Source organism: Stackebrandtia sp. (assembly GCF_035643755.1).
GTDB lineage: Bacteria > Actinomycetota > Actinomycetes > Mycobacteriales > Micromonosporaceae > Stackebrandtia.
This window is the reverse complement of record NZ_DASQPW010000106.1, coordinates 1-19,718: the sequence shown is the minus strand read 5'-3', so window position 1 is coordinate 19,718 and position 19,718 is coordinate 1. Positions and strand designations below refer to the sequence as shown.

Annotated in this window: 23 protein-coding genes and 2 pseudogenes; 13 read left to right on the top strand and 12 right to left on the bottom strand. The window is 70.5% G+C overall.

The features are described from left to right. Nucleotides 1-2 precede the first annotated feature (2 nt). Entirely contained in the window at nt 3-932 is a 930-nt protein-coding gene (locus tag VE172_RS08200) for a dihydrodipicolinate synthase family protein (RefSeq protein WP_324799704.1), read from the bottom strand. 72 nt (nt 933-1,004) lie between these two features. Here VE172_RS08200 and VE172_RS08195 point away from each other — a divergent pair, with 72 nt between their 5' ends. Next, nucleotides 1,005-2,453, top strand: a complete 1,449-nt coding sequence (locus VE172_RS08195; RefSeq protein ID WP_324799701.1) for a sialate:H+ symport family MFS transporter — start codon at nt 1,005-1,007, stop codon at nt 2,451-2,453. Between the two features lies 1 nt (nt 2,454). Continuing rightward, nucleotides 2,455-3,354, top strand: coding sequence for a dihydrodipicolinate synthase family protein (locus VE172_RS08190; RefSeq protein WP_349258304.1), 900 nt, complete (start codon nt 2,455-2,457; stop codon nt 3,352-3,354). Here VE172_RS08190 and VE172_RS08185 read toward each other — a convergent pair. Then, nucleotides 3,351-4,160, bottom strand: a complete 810-nt coding sequence (locus VE172_RS08185) for an ABC transporter permease (RefSeq protein WP_324799696.1) — start codon at nt 4,158-4,160, stop codon at nt 3,351-3,353. The two genes, VE172_RS08190 and VE172_RS08185, sit on opposite strands and share 4 nt — an antisense overlap. A 71-nt stretch (nt 4,161-4,231) precedes the next feature. Beyond that, nucleotides 4,232-4,972 (bottom strand): annotated as a pseudogene (locus VE172_RS08180) (ABC transporter ATP-binding protein); the annotation flags it as partial. 61 nt (nt 4,973-5,033) lie between these two features. Between VE172_RS08180 and VE172_RS08175 the strand changes: the two are divergent. The 4 genes and pseudogenes from VE172_RS08175 to VE172_RS25825 all read left to right on the top strand — a co-directional run. After that, a complete protein-coding gene (locus VE172_RS08175) occupies nt 5,034-5,888 on the top strand; it encodes a TetR/AcrR family transcriptional regulator C-terminal domain-containing protein (protein WP_324799691.1) in 855 nt (284 codons plus the stop codon). 98 nt (nt 5,889-5,986) lie between these two features. Then, entirely contained in the window at nt 5,987-6,229 is a 243-nt protein-coding gene (gene clpS / locus VE172_RS08170) for an ATP-dependent Clp protease adapter ClpS (RefSeq protein WP_349258303.1), read from the top strand. After that, nucleotides 6,229-6,822, top strand: a complete 594-nt coding sequence (locus VE172_RS08165) for a DUF2017 domain-containing protein (protein WP_324799685.1) — start codon at nt 6,229-6,231, stop codon at nt 6,820-6,822. Before clpS ends, VE172_RS08165 begins: the two co-directional genes overlap by 1 nt. Before the next feature lie 46 nt (nt 6,823-6,868). Continuing rightward, a pseudogene (locus VE172_RS25825) lies at nt 6,869-7,063 on the top strand (hypothetical protein); the annotation flags it as partial. 17 nt (nt 7,064-7,080) lie between these two features. Here the strand turns inward: VE172_RS25825 and VE172_RS08160 are convergent. Both VE172_RS08160 and folE read right to left on the bottom strand, forming a co-directional pair. Next, nucleotides 7,081-8,322, bottom strand: a complete 1,242-nt coding sequence (locus VE172_RS08160; RefSeq protein WP_324799682.1) for an NAD(P)/FAD-dependent oxidoreductase — start codon at nt 8,320-8,322, stop codon at nt 7,081-7,083. A 19-nt stretch (nt 8,323-8,341) separates the two neighbouring features. After that, entirely contained in the window at nt 8,342-8,941 is a 600-nt protein-coding gene (gene folE, locus VE172_RS08155; protein WP_324799679.1) for a GTP cyclohydrolase I FolE, read from the bottom strand. Nucleotides 8,942-8,960: 19 nt separating this feature from the next. Here folE and VE172_RS08150 point away from each other — a divergent pair, with 19 nt between their 5' ends. Next, entirely contained in the window at nt 8,961-9,359 is a 399-nt protein-coding gene (locus tag VE172_RS08150; protein ID WP_324799732.1) for a MarR family winged helix-turn-helix transcriptional regulator, read from the top strand. 206 nt (nt 9,360-9,565) lie between these two features. Here VE172_RS08150 and VE172_RS08145 read toward each other — a convergent pair whose 3' ends face one another. Further along, nucleotides 9,566-9,841: a hypothetical protein gene (locus tag VE172_RS08145; protein WP_324799675.1), complete on the bottom strand. Its 276-nt coding sequence runs from the start codon at nt 9,839-9,841 to the stop codon at nt 9,566-9,568. A gap of 47 nt (nt 9,842-9,888) precedes the next feature. On the opposite strand from VE172_RS08145, the gene VE172_RS08140 reads away from it, so the two are divergent. Then, nucleotides 9,889-10,224, top strand: coding sequence for a hypothetical protein (locus tag VE172_RS08140; RefSeq protein ID WP_324799673.1), 336 nt, complete (start codon nt 9,889-9,891; stop codon nt 10,222-10,224). A 4-nt stretch (nt 10,225-10,228) separates the two neighbouring features. On the opposite strand, the gene VE172_RS08135 is transcribed toward VE172_RS08140, so the two are convergent. After that, on the bottom strand, nt 10,229-10,789 hold the full coding sequence (locus VE172_RS08135; protein WP_324799670.1) for a TetR/AcrR family transcriptional regulator: 561 nt from the start codon (nt 10,787-10,789) through the stop codon (nt 10,229-10,231). A 98-nt stretch (nt 10,790-10,887) separates the two neighbouring features. Between VE172_RS08135 and VE172_RS08130 the strand changes: the two genes are divergently transcribed. Continuing rightward, nucleotides 10,888-11,421 (top strand): cupin domain-containing protein, encoded by a 534-nt coding sequence (locus VE172_RS08130; RefSeq protein WP_324799667.1) that lies wholly within the window; start codon nt 10,888-10,890, stop codon nt 11,419-11,421. A gap of 305 nt (nt 11,422-11,726) precedes the next feature. Here VE172_RS08130 and rph read toward each other — a convergent pair whose 3' ends face one another. Next, nucleotides 11,727-14,321, bottom strand: a complete 2,595-nt coding sequence (rph, locus tag VE172_RS08125; protein ID WP_324799664.1) for a rifamycin-inactivating phosphotransferase — start codon at nt 14,319-14,321, stop codon at nt 11,727-11,729. 86 nt (nt 14,322-14,407) lie between these two features. Here rph and VE172_RS08120 point away from each other — a divergent pair, with 86 nt between their 5' ends. After that, entirely contained in the window at nt 14,408-15,052 is a 645-nt protein-coding gene (locus tag VE172_RS08120; RefSeq protein ID WP_324799662.1) for a TetR/AcrR family transcriptional regulator, read from the top strand. Between the two features lie 4 nt (nt 15,053-15,056). Here the strand turns inward: VE172_RS08120 and VE172_RS08115 are convergent, their stop codons facing one another. The 3 genes from VE172_RS08115 to VE172_RS08105 all read right to left on the bottom strand — a co-directional run bounded on the left by VE172_RS08115 (nt 15,057) and on the right by VE172_RS08105 (nt 17,793). Next, nucleotides 15,057-15,614 carry a cysteine hydrolase family protein gene (locus VE172_RS08115; protein ID WP_324799660.1) on the bottom strand — a complete coding sequence of 186 codons (558 nt, stop codon included), beginning with the start codon at nt 15,612-15,614 and terminating at the stop codon, nt 15,057-15,059. Continuing rightward, nucleotides 15,590-17,263 (bottom strand): MFS transporter, encoded by a 1,674-nt coding sequence (locus tag VE172_RS08110; RefSeq protein ID WP_349258302.1) that lies wholly within the window; start codon nt 17,261-17,263, stop codon nt 15,590-15,592. Before VE172_RS08110 ends, VE172_RS08115 begins: the two co-directional genes overlap by 25 nt. 77 nt (nt 17,264-17,340) lie before the next feature. Then, nucleotides 17,341-17,793 (bottom strand): MarR family winged helix-turn-helix transcriptional regulator, encoded by a 453-nt coding sequence (locus VE172_RS08105; protein ID WP_324799654.1) that lies wholly within the window; start codon nt 17,791-17,793, stop codon nt 17,341-17,343. Between the two features lie 113 nt (nt 17,794-17,906). Here VE172_RS08105 and VE172_RS08100 point away from each other — a divergent pair, with 113 nt between their 5' ends. Then, on the top strand, nt 17,907-18,398 hold the full coding sequence (locus VE172_RS08100; RefSeq protein WP_324799651.1) for a DUF2975 domain-containing protein: 492 nt from the start codon (nt 17,907-17,909) through the stop codon (nt 18,396-18,398). Then, nucleotides 18,398-18,613, top strand: a complete 216-nt coding sequence (locus VE172_RS08095) for a helix-turn-helix domain-containing protein (protein WP_324799650.1) — start codon at nt 18,398-18,400, stop codon at nt 18,611-18,613. The genes VE172_RS08100 and VE172_RS08095 overlap by 1 nt, the downstream gene beginning before the upstream one ends. A 33-nt stretch (nt 18,614-18,646) precedes the next feature. On the opposite strand, the gene VE172_RS08090 is transcribed toward VE172_RS08095, so the two are convergent. Beyond that, nucleotides 18,647-19,240: a TetR/AcrR family transcriptional regulator gene (locus VE172_RS08090; protein WP_324799648.1), complete on the bottom strand. Its 594-nt coding sequence runs from the start codon at nt 19,238-19,240 to the stop codon at nt 18,647-18,649. A gap of 100 nt (nt 19,241-19,340) precedes the next feature. Between VE172_RS08090 and VE172_RS08085 the strand changes: the two genes are divergently transcribed. Further along, the coding region (locus VE172_RS08085) for a DUF4267 domain-containing protein (RefSeq protein WP_324799645.1) at nt 19,341-19,718 on the top strand (378 nt) is incomplete at its 3' end.

The following is a 19,718-nucleotide window of genomic DNA, read 5'->3' as shown; positions in this document are numbered from 1 at the left end:
TCCTAGGCGAGCAGCTCGGGGACCGCCGCTTCGGCGGCCCGTCGCAGCGCGGGCACCGCCGCTTCGGGCACCGAGCGGTAGGGCCAGCGCACCCGGGTGCCGGTCGGCGCCCAGTCGCCGATCGCCGCCAGGGTCTTGTCGAGCGCCGGGTCGCAGTAGCCCCGGCGGGCCAGCGGCGCGATGTGCGCGTCGAAGAAGCCTTGCAGGCGGCGCTGCACGTCGATGGCGGCCTCGGGGTCGTCGAACATCTGGGCGTACCAGCGCGCGGCGCCCGCCGGGTTCAGGCACGCCACATTGGAGTACGAGCCCGACGCGCCGAGCATCAGCCCGGACGCCAGCGTGTGCCCGGCGACGAAGATCGCCAGCCGCCCGGCGGCCCCGCCGCGCATCCGCTCGAACCAGGCGGCGTCGCCGCCGGGGACCTTGATCCCGATCAGCGCCGGAACCGCCTCCGCGAGCCGCGCGAGGTCGTCGGTGTCCAGCTGGGTCTTGGCGGCGGGAGGGTTGTACAGCACCAGCGGCACCCCGTCGGCGGCCCGCGCCATGCGTTCGGCCGCCGCCACCGCCTCGTGGCGGCTCAACGGCAGCCAGTCGGGCAGGATCACCTGGATCGCGGCGGGCCGCAGCGCCGCCGCCCGGCGGATCCGGCCCAGGCAGATCTGCCCGCTGGGATGGCTGGCGCCCAACTGGAACGGCACGCCCGCCGCGCCGCACCGCGCGGCGACCAGCTCGTGCAGCCGGTCGTACTCGTCCTCGGTGAGCGTGTGGAACTCCCCGGCGCTGCCGTTGGTGTACACGCCCGTCACGCCCGAGCCCACCAGCACGTCGAGCGCGGTTTCCAGCCGGGCGAAGTCGATGTCGTCGGAGTCGGTGACCGGCAGCAGTGTGCTGGCCCAGACTCCTTTCAGGTCCGGCGGCGTGAAGGCTTGCATCGTGCTCCGATCGGCGTTAGGTTACGTCAAGACATAGGACATCCTATGTCTAAGACTTCTGGAGGTTCCGCCATGGCAACGTCGCCCGGCGTCGCGGGATCGTTCCGCCAGCTGTCCGGATCGCAGCGCAAGGCGTTCTTCGCCGCCTGGCTCGGATACCTGCTCGACGGTTTCGACTTCATCCTGATCACCCTGGTCCTCACCGACATCGCCAAGGAGTTCCGCCTCGATCTCACCACCGCCGCCACCCTGGTGTCCGCCGCCTTCGTGTCCCGCTGGCTCGGCGGCCTGCTGCTGGGCGCCATCGGCGACCGCTTCGGACGCAAGCCCGCGATGGTGATCTCGATCATCGCCTTCTCGATCGGCAGCCTGCTGTGCGGCTTCGCCTGGGGCTACTGGTCGCTGTTCGTCTTCCGCGCGATCGTCGGCATCGGCATGGCCGGCGAATACGGATCCAGCGCCACCTACGTCATGGAGTCCTGGCCGAAGGCGATGCGCAACCGCGCCACCGGCTTCCTGCTGTCGGGCTACCCGATCGGCACCGTCGTGGCGGCCCTGGCCTTCCAGGTGATCGTCCCGATCGGCGGCTGGCGGTGGCTGTTCTTCGCCGGCATCATCCCCATCGCCCTGACCCTGTACCTGCGGCGCTCCCTGCCCGAGGCCGCCGAATGGAAGGCCGAGGTCGGCGTCCGCGAGGACAAGGACGTGGCCACCTCCTCGGTGCTGTTCGCCCCGCGCCGCCGCGTGCTCAACGCGGCGCTCGTGGTGATCGTCGCCGCGGCCCTGGTGCTGATCTTCAGCGAGCACACCGGCGGCTTCGGCTGGCCGCTGATCGCCGTCACCGTCGCCGGGTTCATCGCCTTCGCCGCCCAGGTCGCCGGGCGGCTGTGGCCGGTGCTGCTGGCCATCATGGTGACGGTGTTCGCGGCCTTCCTGTACTCCTGGCCGATCCAGTCGCTGTTGCCCACGTACCTCAAGACCGACCTGCACTACACCGACGGCCAGGTCTCCACGGCCCTGACCTGGGCGGGCATCGGCTACGCCCTGGGCTGCTGTCTGGCGGGAATGGTCGCCGACAGGCTCGGCACCCGGCGCACCTACGTCGGCGGGCTGGTGCTGTCGCTGCTGTTCATCGTCCCGGTGTTCGTTCTGCCCGCGGGCAACGTCGTGGTGTTGTGGATTCTGCTGTTCGTCATGCAGGGCACCAGCCAGGGCATCTCGGGCCTGCTGCCCAAGTACATCGGCGACCACTTCCCCACCCGGCTGCGCGCCGCCGGGCTCGGCTTCAGCTACAACGTCGGCGCCCTCGGCGGGGCCCTGGCGCCGCTGGCCGGCGCCGCGATCGCCGCCGACATCGGCAGCCTCGGCACCGCGCTCATGGTGCTGGCCGGCTCGCTGACCATCCTGGTCGCGCTCATCATCGGCCTCGACCTGCCCGCCCGCATCGGACGGGCGCTGCGCACCGACTCCGAGGCACCCGCCTTCGCCGCTCCGGAAGGGACAATCTCCAGTGGACGTTAACCTGAGCGGGGTGATCCCCCCGCTGGTCACCCCCGTCGACGGCGACGGCGAGATCGACCGGGCCTCGGTGGACAGGCTGGTCGGCTTCCAGCTCGACGCCGGGGTGGACGGCATCTTCCTGGGCGGCTCCACCGGCGAGGTCGCCCTGCTGGACTCCCGCCGCCAGGCCGAGCTGCTCGACGTCGCCACGTCCGCCGTGGCCGGGGCGGTGCCGGTGCTGGCCGGGGCCATCGACACCGGCACCGCCCGCGTCATCGAGCGCGCCCGCCACGCCGTGGAGCACGGCGCCGACGCCGTGGTGGTGACGCCGCCGTTCTACGTCCAACCCAACGGCGCCGAGATCACCGAGCACTACCGGCGGGTGAGCGCCGCCGTCGGCGCGCCCGTGGTCGCCTACGACATCCCCAGCGCGGTCGGATCCCGGCTCACGCCCGACGTCGTCGCCGAGCTCGCCGAGTCGAAAACCGTTGTGGCCCTGAAGGACTCCAGCGGCGACCTGGTCACCTTCCGGGACATCACCCGGCACCGGCCCGGCTTCCCGGCGCTCACCGGCTCCGAGCTGCTGGCCGACGTCGCCATCGACCTGGGCGCCCACGGCCTGGTTCCCGGGCTCGGCAACGTCGACCCGCACGGCTACGTCCGGCTCTACCGCGCCGCCCGAGCCGGCGACCGCGTCGCGGCCCGCGCGCAGCAGGAGCGCCTGCTCGACCTGTTCCGCATCATCTCGGTCGCCGACGGCGCCCGGGTCGGCTTCACCGCCGGGGCGCTGGGCGGGTTCAAGGCGGCGCTGGCGCTGCGCGGCGTCATCGCCAACCCGGCCACCAATCCGCCGCTGTCGCCGCTGAGCGCCGACGAGACCACCCGCATCGCCGCGATCCTCGCCTCCGCGGGCCTCGACTAGCGGCCCAGTGCCCGGTATTGCCTGGCGGCCAACGGAAGGAAGATCGCGGTGAGCGCCGCGGGCCAGGCCAGCGCGAGCGGGATCGCGTGCTGGCTCGCCCAGTCGTTGGCGTTCCACATCGGATTGCCGAACAGGTCCCGGATCGCGGTCGCCGTGGAGGACAGGGGATTGAAGGTGGCGACGGTGTTCAGCCAGCCGGGCATCGTCGCCGGGGACACGAAGGCGCTGGACAGGAAGCCGATCGGCCACACCAGCACCTGAACGGCCACCGCCGATTCCGGGGTCCTCAGCAGCAGGCCGAGGTAGATGCCGACCCAGGCGAAGGCGAATCGCAGCCACAGCAACAGCCCCAGGCCCGCCAGCGTCGGCAACACTCCATGGTGTGTCGTCCATCCGACGACGAGTCCGCAGGCGACCATGACGGCCAGGCCCACCACGGCGTTGAGCACGTCGGCGACGCCGCGCCCCGACAGGATCGCGGTGGTGGTGACGGGCATGGCGCGCAGGCGTTCGGTGACTCCCCTGGCGGCGTCGGTGGTGACCGCCACGACCATCGACTCCAGCCCGAACAGCATGGTCATCACCAGCATCCCGGGGATGAGGAAGTCCATGTACTTCCCGTCGGGCACGGCCATGGCGCCGCCGAAGAGGTAGCCGAACATCACGACCATCAGGACGGGGAACAACAGGCCGAGCAGGATCGAGGCGGGCCGCTGTTTCCAGTGCCGCAGAATCCTTCCGGCCAGGGTGGCGGTGTCGCGGATCCCGCCGGGCGCCGACGGACGGATCAGGGTGTCGGTGGTCATCGGGTGGGCTCCTTGTCCTGCGCGGCGGGGTGCCCGGTGAGGTGGAGGAAGACCTCGTCCAGGGTGGGTTTGCGGGTGACGGTCTCGACGCGGTCGGGCCCGACCCTGGCCTTCAGCTCGTCGGGGGTGCCCTCGGCCACCACCCGCCCGCCGTCGATGACGGCGATCCGGTCGGCCAGCTGGTCGGCCTCCTCCAGGTATTGCGTGGTCAACAGCACGGTCGTCCCCGATCCCACCAACGACCTGATCGAGTTCCATACCTCGATGCGCGCGCCGGGGTCCAGGCCGGTGGTGGGCTCGTCGAGGAACAGCACGGGCGGCGCCAGGATCAGGCTGGCGGCCAGGTCGAGCCGCCGCCGCATCCCGCCGGAGTACCCGGCGACCGGGCGGTCGGCGGCCTCGGCGAGGCGGAACCGTTCGAGCAGCTCGTCCGCCCGCCGGCGGGCCGCCGCGCCCTTGAGGTGGTACAGCCTGCCGAACATCACGAGGTTCTGCCGACCGCTCAGGACCTCGTCCACGGAGGCGTTCTGCCCCACCAACCCGATCCGATAACGCACCGCCCTCGGATCGGCGCGCGCGTCGAGTCCGTCCACATGGACCTCCCCGGAGTCCGGGCGCGTCAGCGTGGCGAGGATGCGCACGGCCGTGGTCTTTCCGGCCCCGTTCGGACCGAGCAGGCCGCACACCGCGCCCGCCTCGACCGACAGGTCGAATCCGTCGAGCGCCACCGTGGGTCCGTAGCGCTTGCGCACGCCGAGCGCGCGGATCGCCGGTGGGCCCGCGGGCCGACCGTCCTTCTCTTCGTATGCCATACGGAGAAGGGTAGCACGAGACTCCGTATGGCGTACTGAGCCATTCGGCTAGGATGCCCACATGGCGAAGACCGAGCTCAGCGGCAACGGCGACCCGGCCCGCACCATCGCGACCCTGTGGGGCACCCGCGAACTCCCGCGGCGCGGCCCCCGCCACACCCTGACCATCGCGCGGGTGGTCGCCGCCGCCGTGGCCATCGCCGACGACGACGCCGACCTCGACACCCTGTCCATGCGCAGGGTCGCCGAGTCGCTGGGCGTGGGCACCATGTCGCTGTACACCTACATCGCGTCCCGCGAGGAGTTGGTCGAGGCCATGCTCGACAGCGTCTACGCCGAGGCCGTCGAGGAACTGGGGGCGCCGGACGGCGCGGAGTGGGCCGAGGACCTGCGCCGCGTCGCGCGCGCCAACTGGGACCTCTACATGCGACACCCGTGGGTGCTTCAGGTGTTCACCGGGCGCCCCCCGCTCGGGCCCCACACCATCGCCAAGTACGAACGCGAACTCGCCGCCGTCGACGGCATCGGCCTCGCCGACGTCGAGATGGACTCGGTGATCACGCTGGTGCACACGCACGTCGAGGGCGTCGCCCGCCGCCGGGTCGACGCCGATCGCGCCGTCCGGCGCACCGGCATGACCGACGCGCAGTGGTGGGGGCGCGTCCAGCCCCTGATCGACGACGTGTTCGATCCCGCCCGATTCCCGCTGGCCGCCCGCATCGGCCAGGCCGCCGGCCAGGAACACCAGGCGGCCCACAACCCCGAACACGCCTACGCCTTCGGGCTCGAGCGCCTCATCCGGGGCGTCGCGGCGCTGATCGCCGACCGGCGGGCGCCCTTAGCATCCGCGGGCGGCGGGGCTTTCTCCCGAGTCGTTGACGCGCCGTGGGCCACCAATGGCAGCATGGGCACGTGAGCGTCCACTCGTCACGAACGATCCCGAGCTTCCGCTGCACGGCCGAGGCGTCGCCGCGGACCCGGCGCCCCGAGGCGACCCCGGCGACGGCGGAGGCGATCCAGCCCGACGTCCCCTGGATCACCATCGTCCGCAACGACCCCATCAACCTGATGAGCTACGTGACGCACGTCTTCCAGACCTACTTCGGCTACCCGAAGGCCAAGGCGCACAAGCTGATGCTCGACGTCCACCACAAGGGACGCGCCGTGGTGTCCAGCGGCAGCCGCGAGGAGATGGAACGCGACGTCCAGGCGATGCACGGCTACGGCCTGTGGGCCACGCTCCAGCAGGACCGCTGATGACGGGCCTGTTCGAACCCGCGCCCGGCGGCGCCGCCATCACCCTCGACGAGACCACGGTCGTCGTGCTGCGCCACTACTTCGCCCAGATGGTGGACCTGATCGGCGGCGACGACCCCGCGCCCGTCGCCGACAGCGCTGAGGCCCTGGTCGGCTCGGCCTTCGCCGACGGACCCAGCAAGCCCCCCGACAACCCGATCCTGGCCCGCCTCTTCCCCGACGCCTACGGCGACTTCGGCCAGGACCCCAACCACGCCGACCTCGCCGCGTCGGCGGAGTTCCGCCGCTACACCGAAAACGACCTGCGCGCCCGCAAGCGCGCCGACGCCCTCGCGGTCCTGGCCACCCTCGAACCCCTGGCGCCCACCGGCGACGACGAGGTCGAGGTGCGCCTCGATGGCGACGGGTCCCGCCACTGGCTCGGCGCCCTCAACGACCTGCGCCTGGCCGTCGGCACCCGTCTGAAGATCACCGACGACCGCGAGCACGACGAGTACCTCGACCTCCCCGACGACGATCCCCGCCAGTCCATGGCCCGGGTCTATCTGTGGCTGGGAAGTCTACAAGAGACTCTCATCGACTGCCTGGAGTAGCCGCAGATCAGTCGAGGTATACACCCCGACACGCACGCCTGATCACGTGATCGAAGGCTTGACCCAGACCCATTCGAACGGTCACTACGTCTTCGGCGTCTTCCTGCTCATCGTGTGCGTCGCGAATGCCATCTGGTCGCTCGTCAATCCCGCATCGTTGTGGCGGTTCACATTCCGTTCCGCCATTGCCGACATCGACTCCGCGGAGCCCACCTCCTGGTGGCTGGCGTGGGCGCGCATCGGCGGCGTCTTGCGGGGTCAGTCCGTGGCGCCAAGTACCTCCTCCAGCGGCACCGCGGGGTCGGCCAGGCGCTTCGCGTCGACGGTGCCGCCGTCGACGATGAGCGCCTTGGCCGGGTCGATGCCGTCGTCCCACAGGTTGATGTGCATGGCGGCGACGACGCGTCCTTCCGACAGCCAGAACGCGTAGAACGCCTGGCCCGCAACGTCTCCGCGGGTGACGACGGTGTCGTAGCCGCCGGGCGGGAACCAGCCGGAGAACTCCATGCCGACGTCGTACTGGTCGGTGAAGAAGTACGGAAGGCGGTCGTAGGAAACGGTCTCGCCGAGCATCGCCCGCGCGGCGGCTTGTCCACCGTGGATCGCGTTGTCCCAGTGCTCGACCCGGACCCGCCGCCCGTACGCCGGGTGCACCGGGTTGGCGACGTCGCCGGCGGCGAACACGTCCGCGTCGTCGGTGCGCAGTGACCGGTCGACGAGCACGCCGTTGTCGACCGGCAGGCCCGCCTGTTCGGCCAGCTCGGTGTTGGGGCGCGCGCCCACCGCCATGATGACCACGTCGGCCGCCACCTCCGAGCCGTCGTCGCCCACGACGACGCAGTGTCCGTCGGCCTCACGGATCTCGCTGATCCCGTTGCCCAGCCGCAGATCCACGCCGTGGCCGCGGTGCAGGTCGGCGAAGAAGTTTCCCATCTCCTCGCCGAGCGCCGCGTGCAGCGGCGTCGGCTGCGGTTCGAATACCGTTACCTCGCAACCCTTCTCGCGAGCCGCGGCGGCGGTCTCCAGGCCGATCCACCCCGCGCCCACCACGACGACGCGCGCCCCGGCGTTCAGCGCGTCGCGGAGCCTGTCGGTGTCGGCGATCCGGCGCACGCTCACCACCGCGTCCAGCCGCGAACCGGGCAACTCGGGGATCCGGGGGCTGGCACCGTTGGCCAGCAACAGTTTCGTGTACGCGAGCTCCTCGCCGTCGTCCAGCCTGACGACGTGGGCGGCGCGGTCCAGCTCCACGGCGCGGCGGCCCAGGCGCAGGTCGATCGCGTTCTGGGCGTACCACTCGGCGTCGTGCAGGAAGACGCTCGAGCGCTCCTCGCTGCCGAGCAGGTATCCCTTGGACAGCGGCGGCCGCTCGTACGGCCGCTCGGTCTCGTCTCCAATCAGGACGACGCGACCGGCGAAACCCGCCTCGCGCAATGCTTGTGCCGCGTTGGCGCCGGTGAGACTGGCACCCACGATGACGAAGGTCTGATCGGTGGACATTGGCACTCCTTTGTAGACGTCAGCCGTTAACCCCGGTGAGCGAAAAGAATTCCTGCCGCGAACGCGCGTCCTGCCTCAGCTGCCCATGCAGCGCCGAAGTCATGGTGCGCGAACCGGTGGCCCGCACGCCCCGCAGCGACATGCACATGTGCTCCGCCTCGATCACCACGCCGACGCCCTGCGGCGCCAGGTGTTCCTGCAGCCAGTCGGCGATCTGCTTCGTCAAACGCTCCTGCACCTGAAGGTCGCGCGCGAACAGCTCGACCACCCTGGCCAACTTCGACAGCCCGAGAATACGGTCCCCGGGCAGATATCCGACGTGGGCCACCCCGTGAAACGGCAACAGGTGGTGCTGGCACAACGACTGGACGGGGATGTCGCGGGCCAGCACCAGCTCGTCGTACCCCTCGTCGTTGGGGAACGTGGTCAGGTTGAACTCCCGCGGCGTCAGCAGCTCCGAGTACGCCTCGGCCACCCGCCGCGGCGTGTCGATCAGGTGTTCCGACATGGGATCGCGCCCCAGGGCGACGAGCAGGTCGGTGACCGCCTTGCCGGCGGCGTCGAGGTCCACCTCCTGGCGCCCGTGCACCACCCGCAGGGTCTGAGTAACGGTGTTCATGGCATCGCTCTTTCTATAAATAAATCGTGTCAACTTTAGGTCTCGCGACCAATTTAATCAACACAACTCATTTTTAGAATTCCCGGGACGGGCGCTCGAGCGTTCCCCCCTTCCGAGCAAGGTGAGCCGGGGGCTGGAGGTGCACCAGTCGGTGGTGTCCCGCCGGCTGCGGGCCATGGAGGACGACGCGCTGGTGCGCATGGACCCCGCGCCCCACGACCGCAGGTCCGTGCTGGTCAGCCAGACCCCCAAGGGAAGGCGAGAGCTGCGGCGGCTGCTGGCCTTCGGCGTCAAGCGTTTCCAGACCTTCCTGGCCGGGTGGATGCCCGACGAGGCCCGGCAACTCACCGCTCTACGCGAGCGATTCCACCGCGCCACAACCGAATCCGGCGACGACGGCGACAAGACCTATGACTGAGCGAACCCCCGACGCAGCTGGCCCGTGGTGACGCTGCTGGTGCTGGCGCCCGCCGTGGCCGAGCTGCGGTTCGGCAGCACCGCCCTCAGCACCATCGCCGGAATCCCGTTCCCGATCGCGCTGTGCGGCCGCGGCGCGCCGCTGACCCGCGACCTCGCCCGCCGCACCGGCGGCGGGTGGCCCGCGATGCCGCCGTTCGGGCTCGTCTACGCCATTGTGGAGGAAGGGCTGTCCGAGCATCCGTTGGGGGCGCGGGGATCGGTGCCGTGGACGTACGCGCTGTTCAACGCCGGATACCACTGCCTGTGGAGCATCGCGCTGCCGATCCTGTCGACGGAAACGCTGTTCCCCGCGCACCGCACCACCCCCTGGCTCACGGAGCTGGGCACCACGACCTGCGCGGTCGTGTACGTCGCGTCGATGGTCCTCATCGGGCTCATGTCCTTCACCACGAACGGGCCGAACACGTACCACAACACCATCGCCGTCCATCCACTCCCGACGATCGGCTTTGTGGTCGCGGGCGTGGGTGGTGTTCGCCACGGCGCTGGTGGGCTCGGCGGCCTGGTTCGCGATCCTGATCGCCTCCGACAGCGCCGACGTCCTGCCCGGCTTCGCCGCGATCGCGATACCCGTGCTTGCCGTACTCCTGGCCGTCGGCGCCCTGTTCGTGGCCCGGCGCTGGGTGGCGCTCGGCGGCTGGACCGCGCGCCACCGCGCCGCGCTGTTCGCCGGGGCGATGATTCCCCAGATGTTGCCCGGCTGCCCGGGCGACATCGCCTTCAAGGTCGTCCCGAACCTGGGGATGCTGGCGTTCCCCGCCGTCCTCGCGCCGCGCGGCGGCCGAACCGAGTCGGCGGCCTGAGCCGTCACGACGGCAGGAAGACCGCGGTCACCTCGTCGGCGAGCGCCGCGGAGTGCGGGCCGTCAGGGTCGGTCTGCGCCAGGTGCGACAGCCCGAGGATGGTCGCGTAGGCGACCCGCGCCCGCGACGCCGCCCGGTCGGGCGACAGGCCGAGCTCGCGGTAGGTGCGGTCCAACAGCTCCAGCCGCGCCCGGTTCACCTCGCTCACCGCGTCCCTGACGCGGGGGTCGTGGCGCGCGCCCAGCAGGCTCAGGTGCACCGACGGCGCCAGCGGCTGGACGGACTGCACGACCACGGTGAGCAGCTCGCGCAGCCGCCGCGCCGGGTCGGCGATCGCGGCGAATTCGGCGAGCCCCGCGGCGGAATGACCGCGCACCCACTCCTCCAGCGCCGCGGCGATCAGCTCGTCCCGGTTGCGGTAGTGCGCGTAGAAGCTGCCCTTGGTCACGCCGAGCGTGCGCGCCAGCGGTTCGACCGCGACCGCGGCCAGCCCGCCGTTCGCGATCGCCGTCAGCGCGGCCCGCGCCCAGTCCCGGGCGGACAGTCGGGTCGATTCGTTCACCACGGGCAACAGGATACGCCCGCGTATTGACGATCTCGAGGAGAAAAGATACGCTACCGTATCCATACGCCACAGTATCCTACGGAGATCGGATGGGACACATGAAGATTCGCCGAGTGGTCACCGGGCACGACTCCCGGGGCAGGGCCCGCGTCGTCGACGACCGCGACGTCGAGCCCATCACCTCCGAGCTGATGCCCGGCTGCGCCGCCTTTCGCCTGTGGGGCCGCGACGAGCGGCCCACCTTCCCCGACGACGGCTCCCCGCGCCCCGCCGAGGCGCACTTCCCGCCCCGAAACGGGTCGCGCTTCATGATCAACACCATCCCGCCCGGCGACATCGTCCCGCCCCCGGACCTCGACGTGGCCGCGGCCGCCGCCGAGCTGGAACGCCGGATGCCGGGCGCGATGGCCGCGATGGAGCGCGGCACCCCCGGGATGCACACCACCGACAGCCTGGACTACGTCATGGTCGTGTCGGGCGAGATCACGCTCGACCTCGACGGCGGCGAACGGGCCGTGTTGCGGGCGGGTGACGTGGTCGTCCAAAACGGCACCCGGCACGCCTGGCGCAACCACGGAAGCGAAACCTGCGTGATCGTCGGCATCGCCATCGGCGCCGACCGCGATCGGTGACGCGGGCATGAAGAAGCCCCCGGGCTGGACCTTGTCCAAAGGAAGCGGTCCGTGTCGTGTTGGACTGGGCACGACGCCCGGGGGCTCCGGTGGTCACGTGGTATTCGCCTACCGCCGCCGGACGTGAGTCTCGGCAACGGATTCGCGACGCCAGGCGACCGGTCCGTCATACGAATCGGTTGCGCGGCGACTAGCGCGCGACCACCTCACGAGTCCATTTAGCACTCACTGTGTGGACCACCTCCTTTCACGTGTAGACCGAAGATAACCACTGCCGCGCGAATCCGCCACCCGAATATCGGCGATCACGCCAGGATCTCCACGTAGCCGTCGGCTCCGTTGACGCGGATCCGCTGCCCGTCCCTGATCAGCCGCGTGGCGTGCTCCACCCCGACGACGGCCGGAAGTCCGTACTCCCGCGCGATGACCGCGCCGTGGGTCATCAGGCCGCCGACCTCGGTCACCAGGCCCGCGATCGCGACGAACAGGGGCGACCAGCTGGGGTCGGTGTGGGTCGTGACCAGGATGTCGCCCGGTTCGGGGTCGGCCTGCGCCATGTCGAGGATGACGCGGGCCCGGCCCTCGACGGTCCCGGCCGACACCGGCAGTCCGACCAGCGCGCCTACCGGCAGGTCGTCGCGCCGATACGCACCGGTGAGGGCCTCGCCGTCCGATGTGAGCACCCGGGGCGGCGTGAGCGCCTCGTCGGCGGCGAACTCGTCGGCGCGGCGGCGGATGAGCTCGCGGTCGACCCGGTTCGTGCGCACGGCCTCGTGGAATTCCTGGAACGTCAGGAAGAACGCGTCGTCGCGCTCGGCGAGCACGCCCGCGCGCGCCAGGCGCTCGGCCTCGCCGAGCAGCGCCCGCTTGTAGACGAAGTAGCGGCTGATCATGCTGTACTTCGGATACTCCCGGTACCCGATGAACGTTCTCACCCGGTCGATGACCCGCTTGGTCTCGGCGGCCTTGTCCTCCCCGTCCGGCAGACAACGCAGGCGCTCCAGCAGCTCCCGCTCCTTGCGCGCCGCCTCGCGCCGCCCCTGTTCGAAGCGGCGGCGGCTGGCGCCGGGCGCGAAGTTGTCGATGTTGGCGAGGATCATGGGCAACAGCGCGGACGGGCGCTCACTCCACCGCGGCCGGGTGAGGTCGATCTCGCCGACGCAGCGCATGCCGTAGGTGTCCAGGTATTCGCGGATCGCGTCGCGGGACTGCGGCCCACCATCGAGTGTGGCCAGTCCGTCGAGGAAGTCGTCGTCGGCGGATTCGCGCAGATGGGCCACGACCTCGGGATGCGGGCGGATCGCGTCCGCGACGTCCAGGAGCGCCAGTCCCATCTGCGAGGTGACGTTGTTCGGGACCGACAGCGTGAGGGCGTCCGCCGGGTTCTTCTCCCCCAGCCACTCGCCCAGGTGCTCGTTGAGCCACCAGGTGGCGTCGATGCCCGCCATGACCGCCTGAATGTTGCGCGAATCGAACTGGACGCGCCGCAGCTCCTGTATGTCGTCCAGGATGAACTCGAACAGCCCGGGCCCCGATTTCGTCTCGATCCGGCGCTTCGTGGCGGCGACGGAGGCGCGGCTGAACTCGATCAGTTCGTCGACGATGGCCGGGTCGGTCTCGATCGGGGTCGGCGCGTCGCTGCCCGGCAGGGACCAGGTGGACTCCTCGTCGGCGACCGGCGGGATGAAGTCGCCGCGATCCAGGACGGTGCGCAGCGCGTCCTCGACCAGCGGATCTGACCTGCCCACCATGCCGAGAAGGTCGGCGCGGGTCCGCGCGGCGCCCAGGATCGGGGTGACGTCGACGAACAGCCGCCCTCCGGCCTCGGCCATCGGGCGGGGAGTCGTCAACTGCCAGAAGGAAAGCCCCAGCGGCTTCATGGCGTCGGTCATCATCTGCTGATGCCCCACCGAAATGTAGACGTGGTTGGCGTCGTCGCCGGCGTCCGGGATGGGGAACAGCGTCGTGATCGGCCTACTTTGGACGATGTGGAAGGCGTCGTCGGCCAGGCACCACTCGATGTCCTGGGGGCGACCGAAATGCGCCTCGATCTGGCGGCCCAGCGCGGACAGCCGCACGATCTGGGCATCGGTCAGCACCGGCCGTTCCCGTTGTGCCGAGCCGATCGTGTGCTGCCGGGTGCCGCCGCCGGGCAGGGCGTGAACGGCCAGCTGCTTGGCGCCGACCGTCTTGGCGACGATGTCGCCGCCGCGCACCTGGTAGACGTCGGGGTTCACCAGTCCGGAGACCAGTGCCTCGCCGAGGCCGACGGTGGCCTCGATGGAGGTGATCCCGCGGTGGGACGTGACCGGGTCGACGGTGAACAGGACGCCCGCCGCCTCCGCGGCGACCATCCGCTGCACGACCACGGCCATGCCCACCCGGCGATGCTCGAAGCCGTTGCGCAGGCGGTAGGTCACGGCCCGGTCGGTGAACAGCGACGCCCAGCACCGTCCGATGTGTTCGAGGACCGCCGCCGTTCCCGTCACGTTGAGGTAGGTGTCCTGCTGGCCCGCGAAGGAGGCCGTCGGCAGGTCCTCGGCCGTCGCGCTGGAACGGACGGCGTAGCCGCCGTCGGCGCCGAACCGCCCGAGCGCCTCGACGATCGGCGCCGCCACGTCGTCGGGAATGGCGGTCTTCTCGATGGCCGCGCGGATGTCCGCGCCGAGCTCGCCGATGTCCTCGCGGTCGTCGGCGCTCAGCCGCGACAGCCGGTCGATCGGCTCGTCGACCGCGGCGTCGGCCATGACCCGCTGAAACGCGTCCGTCGTGACGCAGAACCCGGCGGGCACGCTGACGCCGTCGATCCGCGACAGCTCCCCCAGGTGCGCCCCCTTGCCGCCGACGACCGCGGCCTGGCCCCGATCGATCTGGCCGAACTCCAGCACGTATCCGCTCATCCGTTCTCCCTCTCGCCTCGCATGCCGACCCACCATAGCACTTCATTACAGTCACTGAAACTTTTCAGCCGCTATAGAGTGTAGCCATGCCAAGCGCCAAGACCGAGGGACTGCGGGCCCGAAAGAAGCTCGCCGCCCGCAAGGCCATCGCCGCCACCGCCCGGCGGCTGTTCGCCGAGCGCGGCTTCGACTCCGTCACCGTCGCCGAGGTGGCCGCCGCCGCCGACGTCTCCGAAAAGACCGTCTTCAACCACTTCCCCACCAAGGAGGACCTCGCGTTCGCCGACCGCGAGGACGGCCTCAAACAGCTGATCGCGGGCATCACACAGCGCCCGCCCGGCGTCGGCGTCCTCGACGTGTTCCGCGCGCTGACGACCAATCTGATCGACAACCACGTCGCCGGCGGCAACCGGGACCTGCTCGCCGTCGCCAAGATCCTGCGGCACAGCCCCGCGCTCCAGGAGCGCCTCACCGCCGGATGGGAGTCCGGCGCCGCGGCCGTCACCGCCGCGATCGCCGAAACGACGGGCGCGGACGACGCCGACCCGGTGCCCGGAATCGTCGCCCGCACCCTGTGGTGGACCCACCGGTCGATCTTCCTCACCGCGCTGCGCGGCCTGCTGGCCGCCGAGGACCGCGAGCGGCTCGTCGCCCGGCTCCACGACGCCGCCGACCGGGCCTACGGCCAGCTCGCCGACGGCCTGGGCGAATACGGCAGCGGCCCGCGCTGATCGATCACGTCGAGATGGCGGTGACCCACTCCTCGACGGTGAGGACGTCGGCCTGCCGGGGGAAGACCTTCTCCGTGAGCACCCGGTGCACCTCGGGGTCGGGGTCGAGACAGCCGTCGGCCAGGACGGTGAGGCCGAAGTCCAGGTCGGCGGCCTGACGCAGCGTGGACAGCACCACGCCGCTGGTGGCCAGCCCGGTCAGCACGAGGCTGTCGATGTCGCCCGCCCGAAGCACCATGTCGAGGTCGCTGCCGGCGAAGGCGCTGACGCGCTTCTTCGTGACGACGATGTCGCCGGGCGCGGGGGCGACGTCCGGGTGGATCTCGGCGTTGGGATCGCCGTCGGCGAACCCGGTGGTGCCCGGGATCGCGCTGAACGTCTTGTTGCGGGCGCTGATCTCCGGGTGTCCGGCGCGGAAGCCGACGACCACGTGGATCACCGTGACGTCGGCCGCGTGAGCGGCGTCGATCGCGCGGCGCAGCCGCCGCAGGTAACCGTCCTCGTTGATGCGGCCCACGATGGCCCGCTGCACGTCCATCACGAGGAGTGCGCTTTTCGCCATTCTTTCTGTCCTTTCTTCGCGTCGGTCGGCTCATCCGATCCGGCTTTGTGGTGGCGTCCGCGCAGCGCCGAGGCGGCCGCGCCGACCACGGTCATCACCGCGGCGACGGTGAAGACGGTGACGAGTCCATGGTGGAACGGTCCCGACACGAGTTGGGGGAAGAAGCGCGTCCCGGTCAGGGTTGCCACGTTGCTGGCGGGCAGGTCGTCGAGTACCCCGCTGGGGCCGAGCAGATGCCCGATGGGGTTGTGGCCGAGGAACGTGGCGAACAGCGTGCTCACCGGCGGCAGCCCCGCCACCTGTCCGGCGGTGCCCGCGTCCACTCCCTGCGCCCGCAGGCCGCTGCCGAGCGCGTGCGGAAGCGACCCGGCCAGGCCGGAGATCATCAGCGAGAAGAACAGCCCGATCGACAACGCGGTTCCGGAGTTCTGGAACGTCGAGCGCATGCCGGAGGCCACCCCGCGCTGTTCGGGCGGCACGCTTCCCATGATCGCCGAGGTGTTCGGCGCGGAGAACATCCCCTGGCCGAAGCCGCTGAGCAGCAACAGGGCCGCGAACACGGGGTACGGGAAATCGACCGGCAGCAGGAGCAGTCCGACGAACGCGACGGCCACGAGGGTCAGGCCGGTGGTGGAGAACAGCCGCGCGCCGAAGCGGTCGGACAGATACCCGGAGGTCGGGCCGCCGAGCAGGAAGCCGAGGGTCAGCGGCAGCATGAAGATGCCCGCCCACAGTGGAGTGCTTTCGTAGGCGTAGCCGTGCAGCGGCAGCCAGATGCCCTGCAACCAGATGATCAGCATGAACTGCATGCCGCCGCGGGCGATCGCGGTCAGCAGCGCGGCCAGATTTCCCGCGGCGAACGCGCGGACGCGAAACAGGCCGAGCCGGAACATCGGGTCGGCGATCCGGCTCTCCACGACGCAGAACGCGACGAGCAGCGCGGCCCCGGTGCCCAGCCCGCCGAGCACCCAGGGGTTGGTCCAACCCGTCGACCGTCCGCCGTAGGGCTGGATGCCGTACGTGATGGCGGCCAGGATGGCGCCGGCGCCCACGCTGAAGGCGAGGTTGCCGACCCAGTCGACGCGGCCCGCCCTGTGGGAGCCGATCTCGCGCAGGCTCCGATACGACCAGATGGTGCCGACCACGCCGATGGGGACGCTGACCCAGAACACGGCGCGCCAGTCGATGGTGGCGAGCACGCCGCCGGCGAGCAGCCCGAGGAACTGGCCGGCCAGCGCCGTGATCTGGTTGATGCCCAGGGCCATGCCGCGTTGCCTGGCGGGGAAGGCATCGGTGAGGATCGCGGCCGAGTTCGCCGTCAGCATGGAGCCACCGACCGCCTGCACGACCCGGAACCCGATCAGCCACAACGCTCCCGCGCCGCCCTTGAACGGATCGAGCGACAGCGCCAGCGAGGCGCACGAGAAGATCACGAAGCCCATGTTGTACATCCGGACCCGGCCGAACATGTCGCCGAGGCGGCCGAGCGCGACCACGAGGACCGCGGAGACCAGGATGTAGCCCAGAATCATCCACAGTAGATATCCGATGTTCCCGGGCGCCAACGGATCCAGGCCGATGCCGCGGAAGATGGCGGGCAGGGAGATGATGACGATCGAACTGTCCATGGTGGCTATCAGCACGCCCATGGTGGTGTTGGACAACGCGACCCACTTGTACCGCCCGTCCGGGGCACCCTCGGCGATCCCGCCCGGGCGCCGGAGGCTCACAGGCGCTCCGCGAGCCGGTCGAGCAGCTCCACCGTCGCGAGCAGTTCGCCCCGCTCGTCCGGGGTGAACTCCTGCGTGATGGCGGCGGCCAGCCGCCGCACGGACACCGAGCGGCGGTCCGCCACGGTCTTTCGCCCCGCCGGCGTCACCGCCATCACGGCGCGTCGCCGGTCGGAGGCGTCCGGCCCCCGGCTCACCAGCCCGCGCTCCTCCAGCGCGGCCAGGGTGGCGGCCATGGCCTGCGGCCGCACCCCCTCCTGCTCCGCCAGCGACCCCGGCGAACCCGGGCCGTCCCGGTCCAGCCGCGCCAGCACGGAGGCCTCGGACAGGGCCAGGCCCTCCACGGCGTTCTTGGCGGCCCGCACCTTCCGCGCGATCCGACCCACGACCAGGCGCAGCGCCGCCGCGATCTCGGTGGCGTCCTTTGCCGATGGTTCCGTCTCGCCCATGGATGCTAACAATACATTAATTAATTTGTCGTAACTATTGGCCCCGCCCCAGGGCTTGCCTAATCTATCGATATTCGATAGATTATTATCGCAACTCGATGGAAGGATGGGCCATGGGAAAGCTGACAGTCGGCGCGCTGCGCGTCGTGCTCGCGGTGGTGTTCGTCGGGACCGTGTTGATACAGGCGGGGATGGTGTGGACGTTGGCGTCGGGCGCCGACCCGGAGGACGGGAAGCTCCCGCTGACCGCGTTTCGCGTGATCACGTTCCTGGGCATGATCACGGTCCAGGTCGTCCTGGTCAGCGTGTGGCGGCTGGTGACGATGGTGCGGCGCGGAACCGTGTTCTCCCACGCCGCGTTCCGCTACGTCGACCTCGTCATCGGCGCGATCGTGGCGGCCGCCCTGCTGTGGTTCACGGTCACGGCCATCAACGCGCCGGACCAGCGCGCCGACCCGGGTGTCACCGTCATCATGGCCGGGATCGGCGTGGGCATCCTGGGGGTCGCGCTCATCGTGCTCGTGCTGCGGATGCTGCTCGCCCAGGCCGTCGCCCGCGACGTCGAAGCCTCGCGGATGCGCGCCGAGCTGGACGAGGTGATCTGATGCCGATCGCCGTCGACATCGACGTGATGCTGGCCAAACGGAAGATGTCCGTGGGCGAGCTCGCCGACCGCGTGGGAATCACGCCCGCCAACCTGGCGGTGCTCAAGAACGGCCGCGCCAAGGCGGTGCGCTTCGCGACGCTCGTCGCGCTCTGCGAGGCCCTCGAATGCCAGCCCGGCGACCTGCTGCGCTGGGAGCCCGAGAACGGCAAGTGAGCCGCATGGCCCCCGAAACGGCACCCCTCCCCCTCATGAATCGTGGCCGGTTCCGAAGGCCGCCATGAGCTGATCCACCAGTATGGACAGCCGCTCCTCGGTGTACTCGGCGGGAAGTCGCCCGCCTCGGTCCAACACGGCGACCCCATGAACGGCGCTCCATCCGACCTCGGTGAAGACCGTCGGGTCGCGGTGGGCCGCGAGGGGAGCGAAGACCGCGTACAGCTCGGCGAAGGCGTCCCTGAGCGGCTGGGGGGCGTCGGGGCCGAAGGGCAGGTCGCCGGGGAGGGTGAACATGGCGTCGAAGGTGGCCGGGCATCGGCGGCCGAAGTCCATGTAGGCGCCGGCCGCCGCGGACAGGGCGTCCTCGGTGTTGTCGGCGGACTGCCGGGCGCGGCGCATCGCGGCGGCGAGTTCTTCGCAGCCCTCGATAGCGACGGCGTCCATGATGGCGCGTTTGCCCTTGAAGTGGCTGTACAGCACCGGCTGGCTGTATTCGATGCGGTCGGACAGCTTGCGGGTGGTCACGGCGCCCCAGCCTTCGGCCTCGGCCAGTTCGCGGGCCGTCGAGATGATGAGTTGGTGGCGGGCGGCGCGCTCGCGTTCCTTGCGGGTGGTCGTAGTCACGCAAGAAATTCTAGCACCGCTAGACAATCAAGCAACGCTTGCGCTAGTGTCGACAGCACCCCTAGCAACGCTAGAAAAACTATGGAAAGCAGGAACCCCCATGACCCTCAAGCGCGTCGCCAACGTCCTCACCCTCCTCCTCGCCGCCTTCCTCCTGTACATGGCCATCGACTTCCTGTTCGACCCGCACGGCGCCGCCGCCGGTTTCGGACTGCCCGCCTCCAGCGTGCCCGGCGCGGACGGCACCGCCTTCTTGAAGGTCAAGGGCGGCCGCGACCTCGGGCTCGGCCTCCTCACCCTCGCCCTGCTGTACGCCCGGCAGCCCAAGGCCCTGGGCTGGGCCCTGCTGGCCATGACCGCGAGCCCGATCTGCGACGCCAGCGTCGTGGTTTCCTACGGCGGCGGCCTGGCGACGGCCCTCAGCATCCACATCACCGCCGCCACGTTCGTCGCCGTGACCGGCCTGCTCCAACTGCGC

Bases quoted from the DNA above. Each gene is read 5' to 3' on its own strand.
- VE172_RS08095 (WP_324799650.1), top strand. From the start codon at position 18,398: ATGCCGATCGCCGTCGACATCGACGTGATGCTGGCCAAACGGAAGATG.
- VE172_RS08110 (WP_349258302.1), bottom strand. From the start codon at position 17,263: ATGGGCGTGCTGATAGCCACCATGGACAGTTCGATCGTCATCATCTCC.
- VE172_RS08145 (WP_324799675.1), bottom strand. From the start codon at position 9,841: ATGGTGTTGTGGTACGTGTTCGGCCCGTTCGTGGTGAAGGACATGAGC.
- VE172_RS08115 (WP_324799660.1), bottom strand. From the start codon at position 15,614: ATGGCGAAAAGCGCACTCCTCGTGATGGACGTGCAGCGGGCCATCGTG.
- VE172_RS08130 (WP_324799667.1), top strand. From the start codon at position 10,888: ATGAAGATTCGCCGAGTGGTCACCGGGCACGACTCCCGGGGCAGGGCC.
- VE172_RS08185 (WP_324799696.1), bottom strand. From the start codon at position 4,160: ATGACCACCGACACCCTGATCCGTCCGTCGGCGCCCGGCGGGATCCGC.
- VE172_RS08100 (WP_324799651.1), top strand. From the start codon at position 17,907: ATGGGAAAGCTGACAGTCGGCGCGCTGCGCGTCGTGCTCGCGGTGGTG.
- VE172_RS08175 (WP_324799691.1), top strand. From the start codon at position 5,034: ATGGCGAAGACCGAGCTCAGCGGCAACGGCGACCCGGCCCGCACCATC.
- VE172_RS08105 (WP_324799654.1), bottom strand. From the start codon at position 17,793: ATGGGCGAGACGGAACCATCGGCAAAGGACGCCACCGAGATCGCGGCG.
- rph (WP_324799664.1), bottom strand. From the start codon at position 14,321: ATGAGCGGATACGTGCTGGAGTTCGGCCAGATCGATCGGGGCCAGGCC.
- VE172_RS08120 (WP_324799662.1), top strand. From the start codon at position 14,408: ATGCCAAGCGCCAAGACCGAGGGACTGCGGGCCCGAAAGAAGCTCGCC.
- VE172_RS08200 (WP_324799704.1), bottom strand. From the start codon at position 932: ATGCAAGCCTTCACGCCGCCGGACCTGAAAGGAGTCTGGGCCAGCACA.
- VE172_RS08165 (WP_324799685.1), top strand. From the start codon at position 6,229: ATGACGGGCCTGTTCGAACCCGCGCCCGGCGGCGCCGCCATCACCCTC.
- VE172_RS08195 (WP_324799701.1), top strand. From the start codon at position 1,005: ATGGCAACGTCGCCCGGCGTCGCGGGATCGTTCCGCCAGCTGTCCGGA.
- folE (WP_324799679.1), bottom strand. From the start codon at position 8,941: ATGAACACCGTTACTCAGACCCTGCGGGTGGTGCACGGGCGCCAGGAG.
- VE172_RS08160 (WP_324799682.1), bottom strand. From the start codon at position 8,322: ATGTCCACCGATCAGACCTTCGTCATCGTGGGTGCCAGTCTCACCGGC.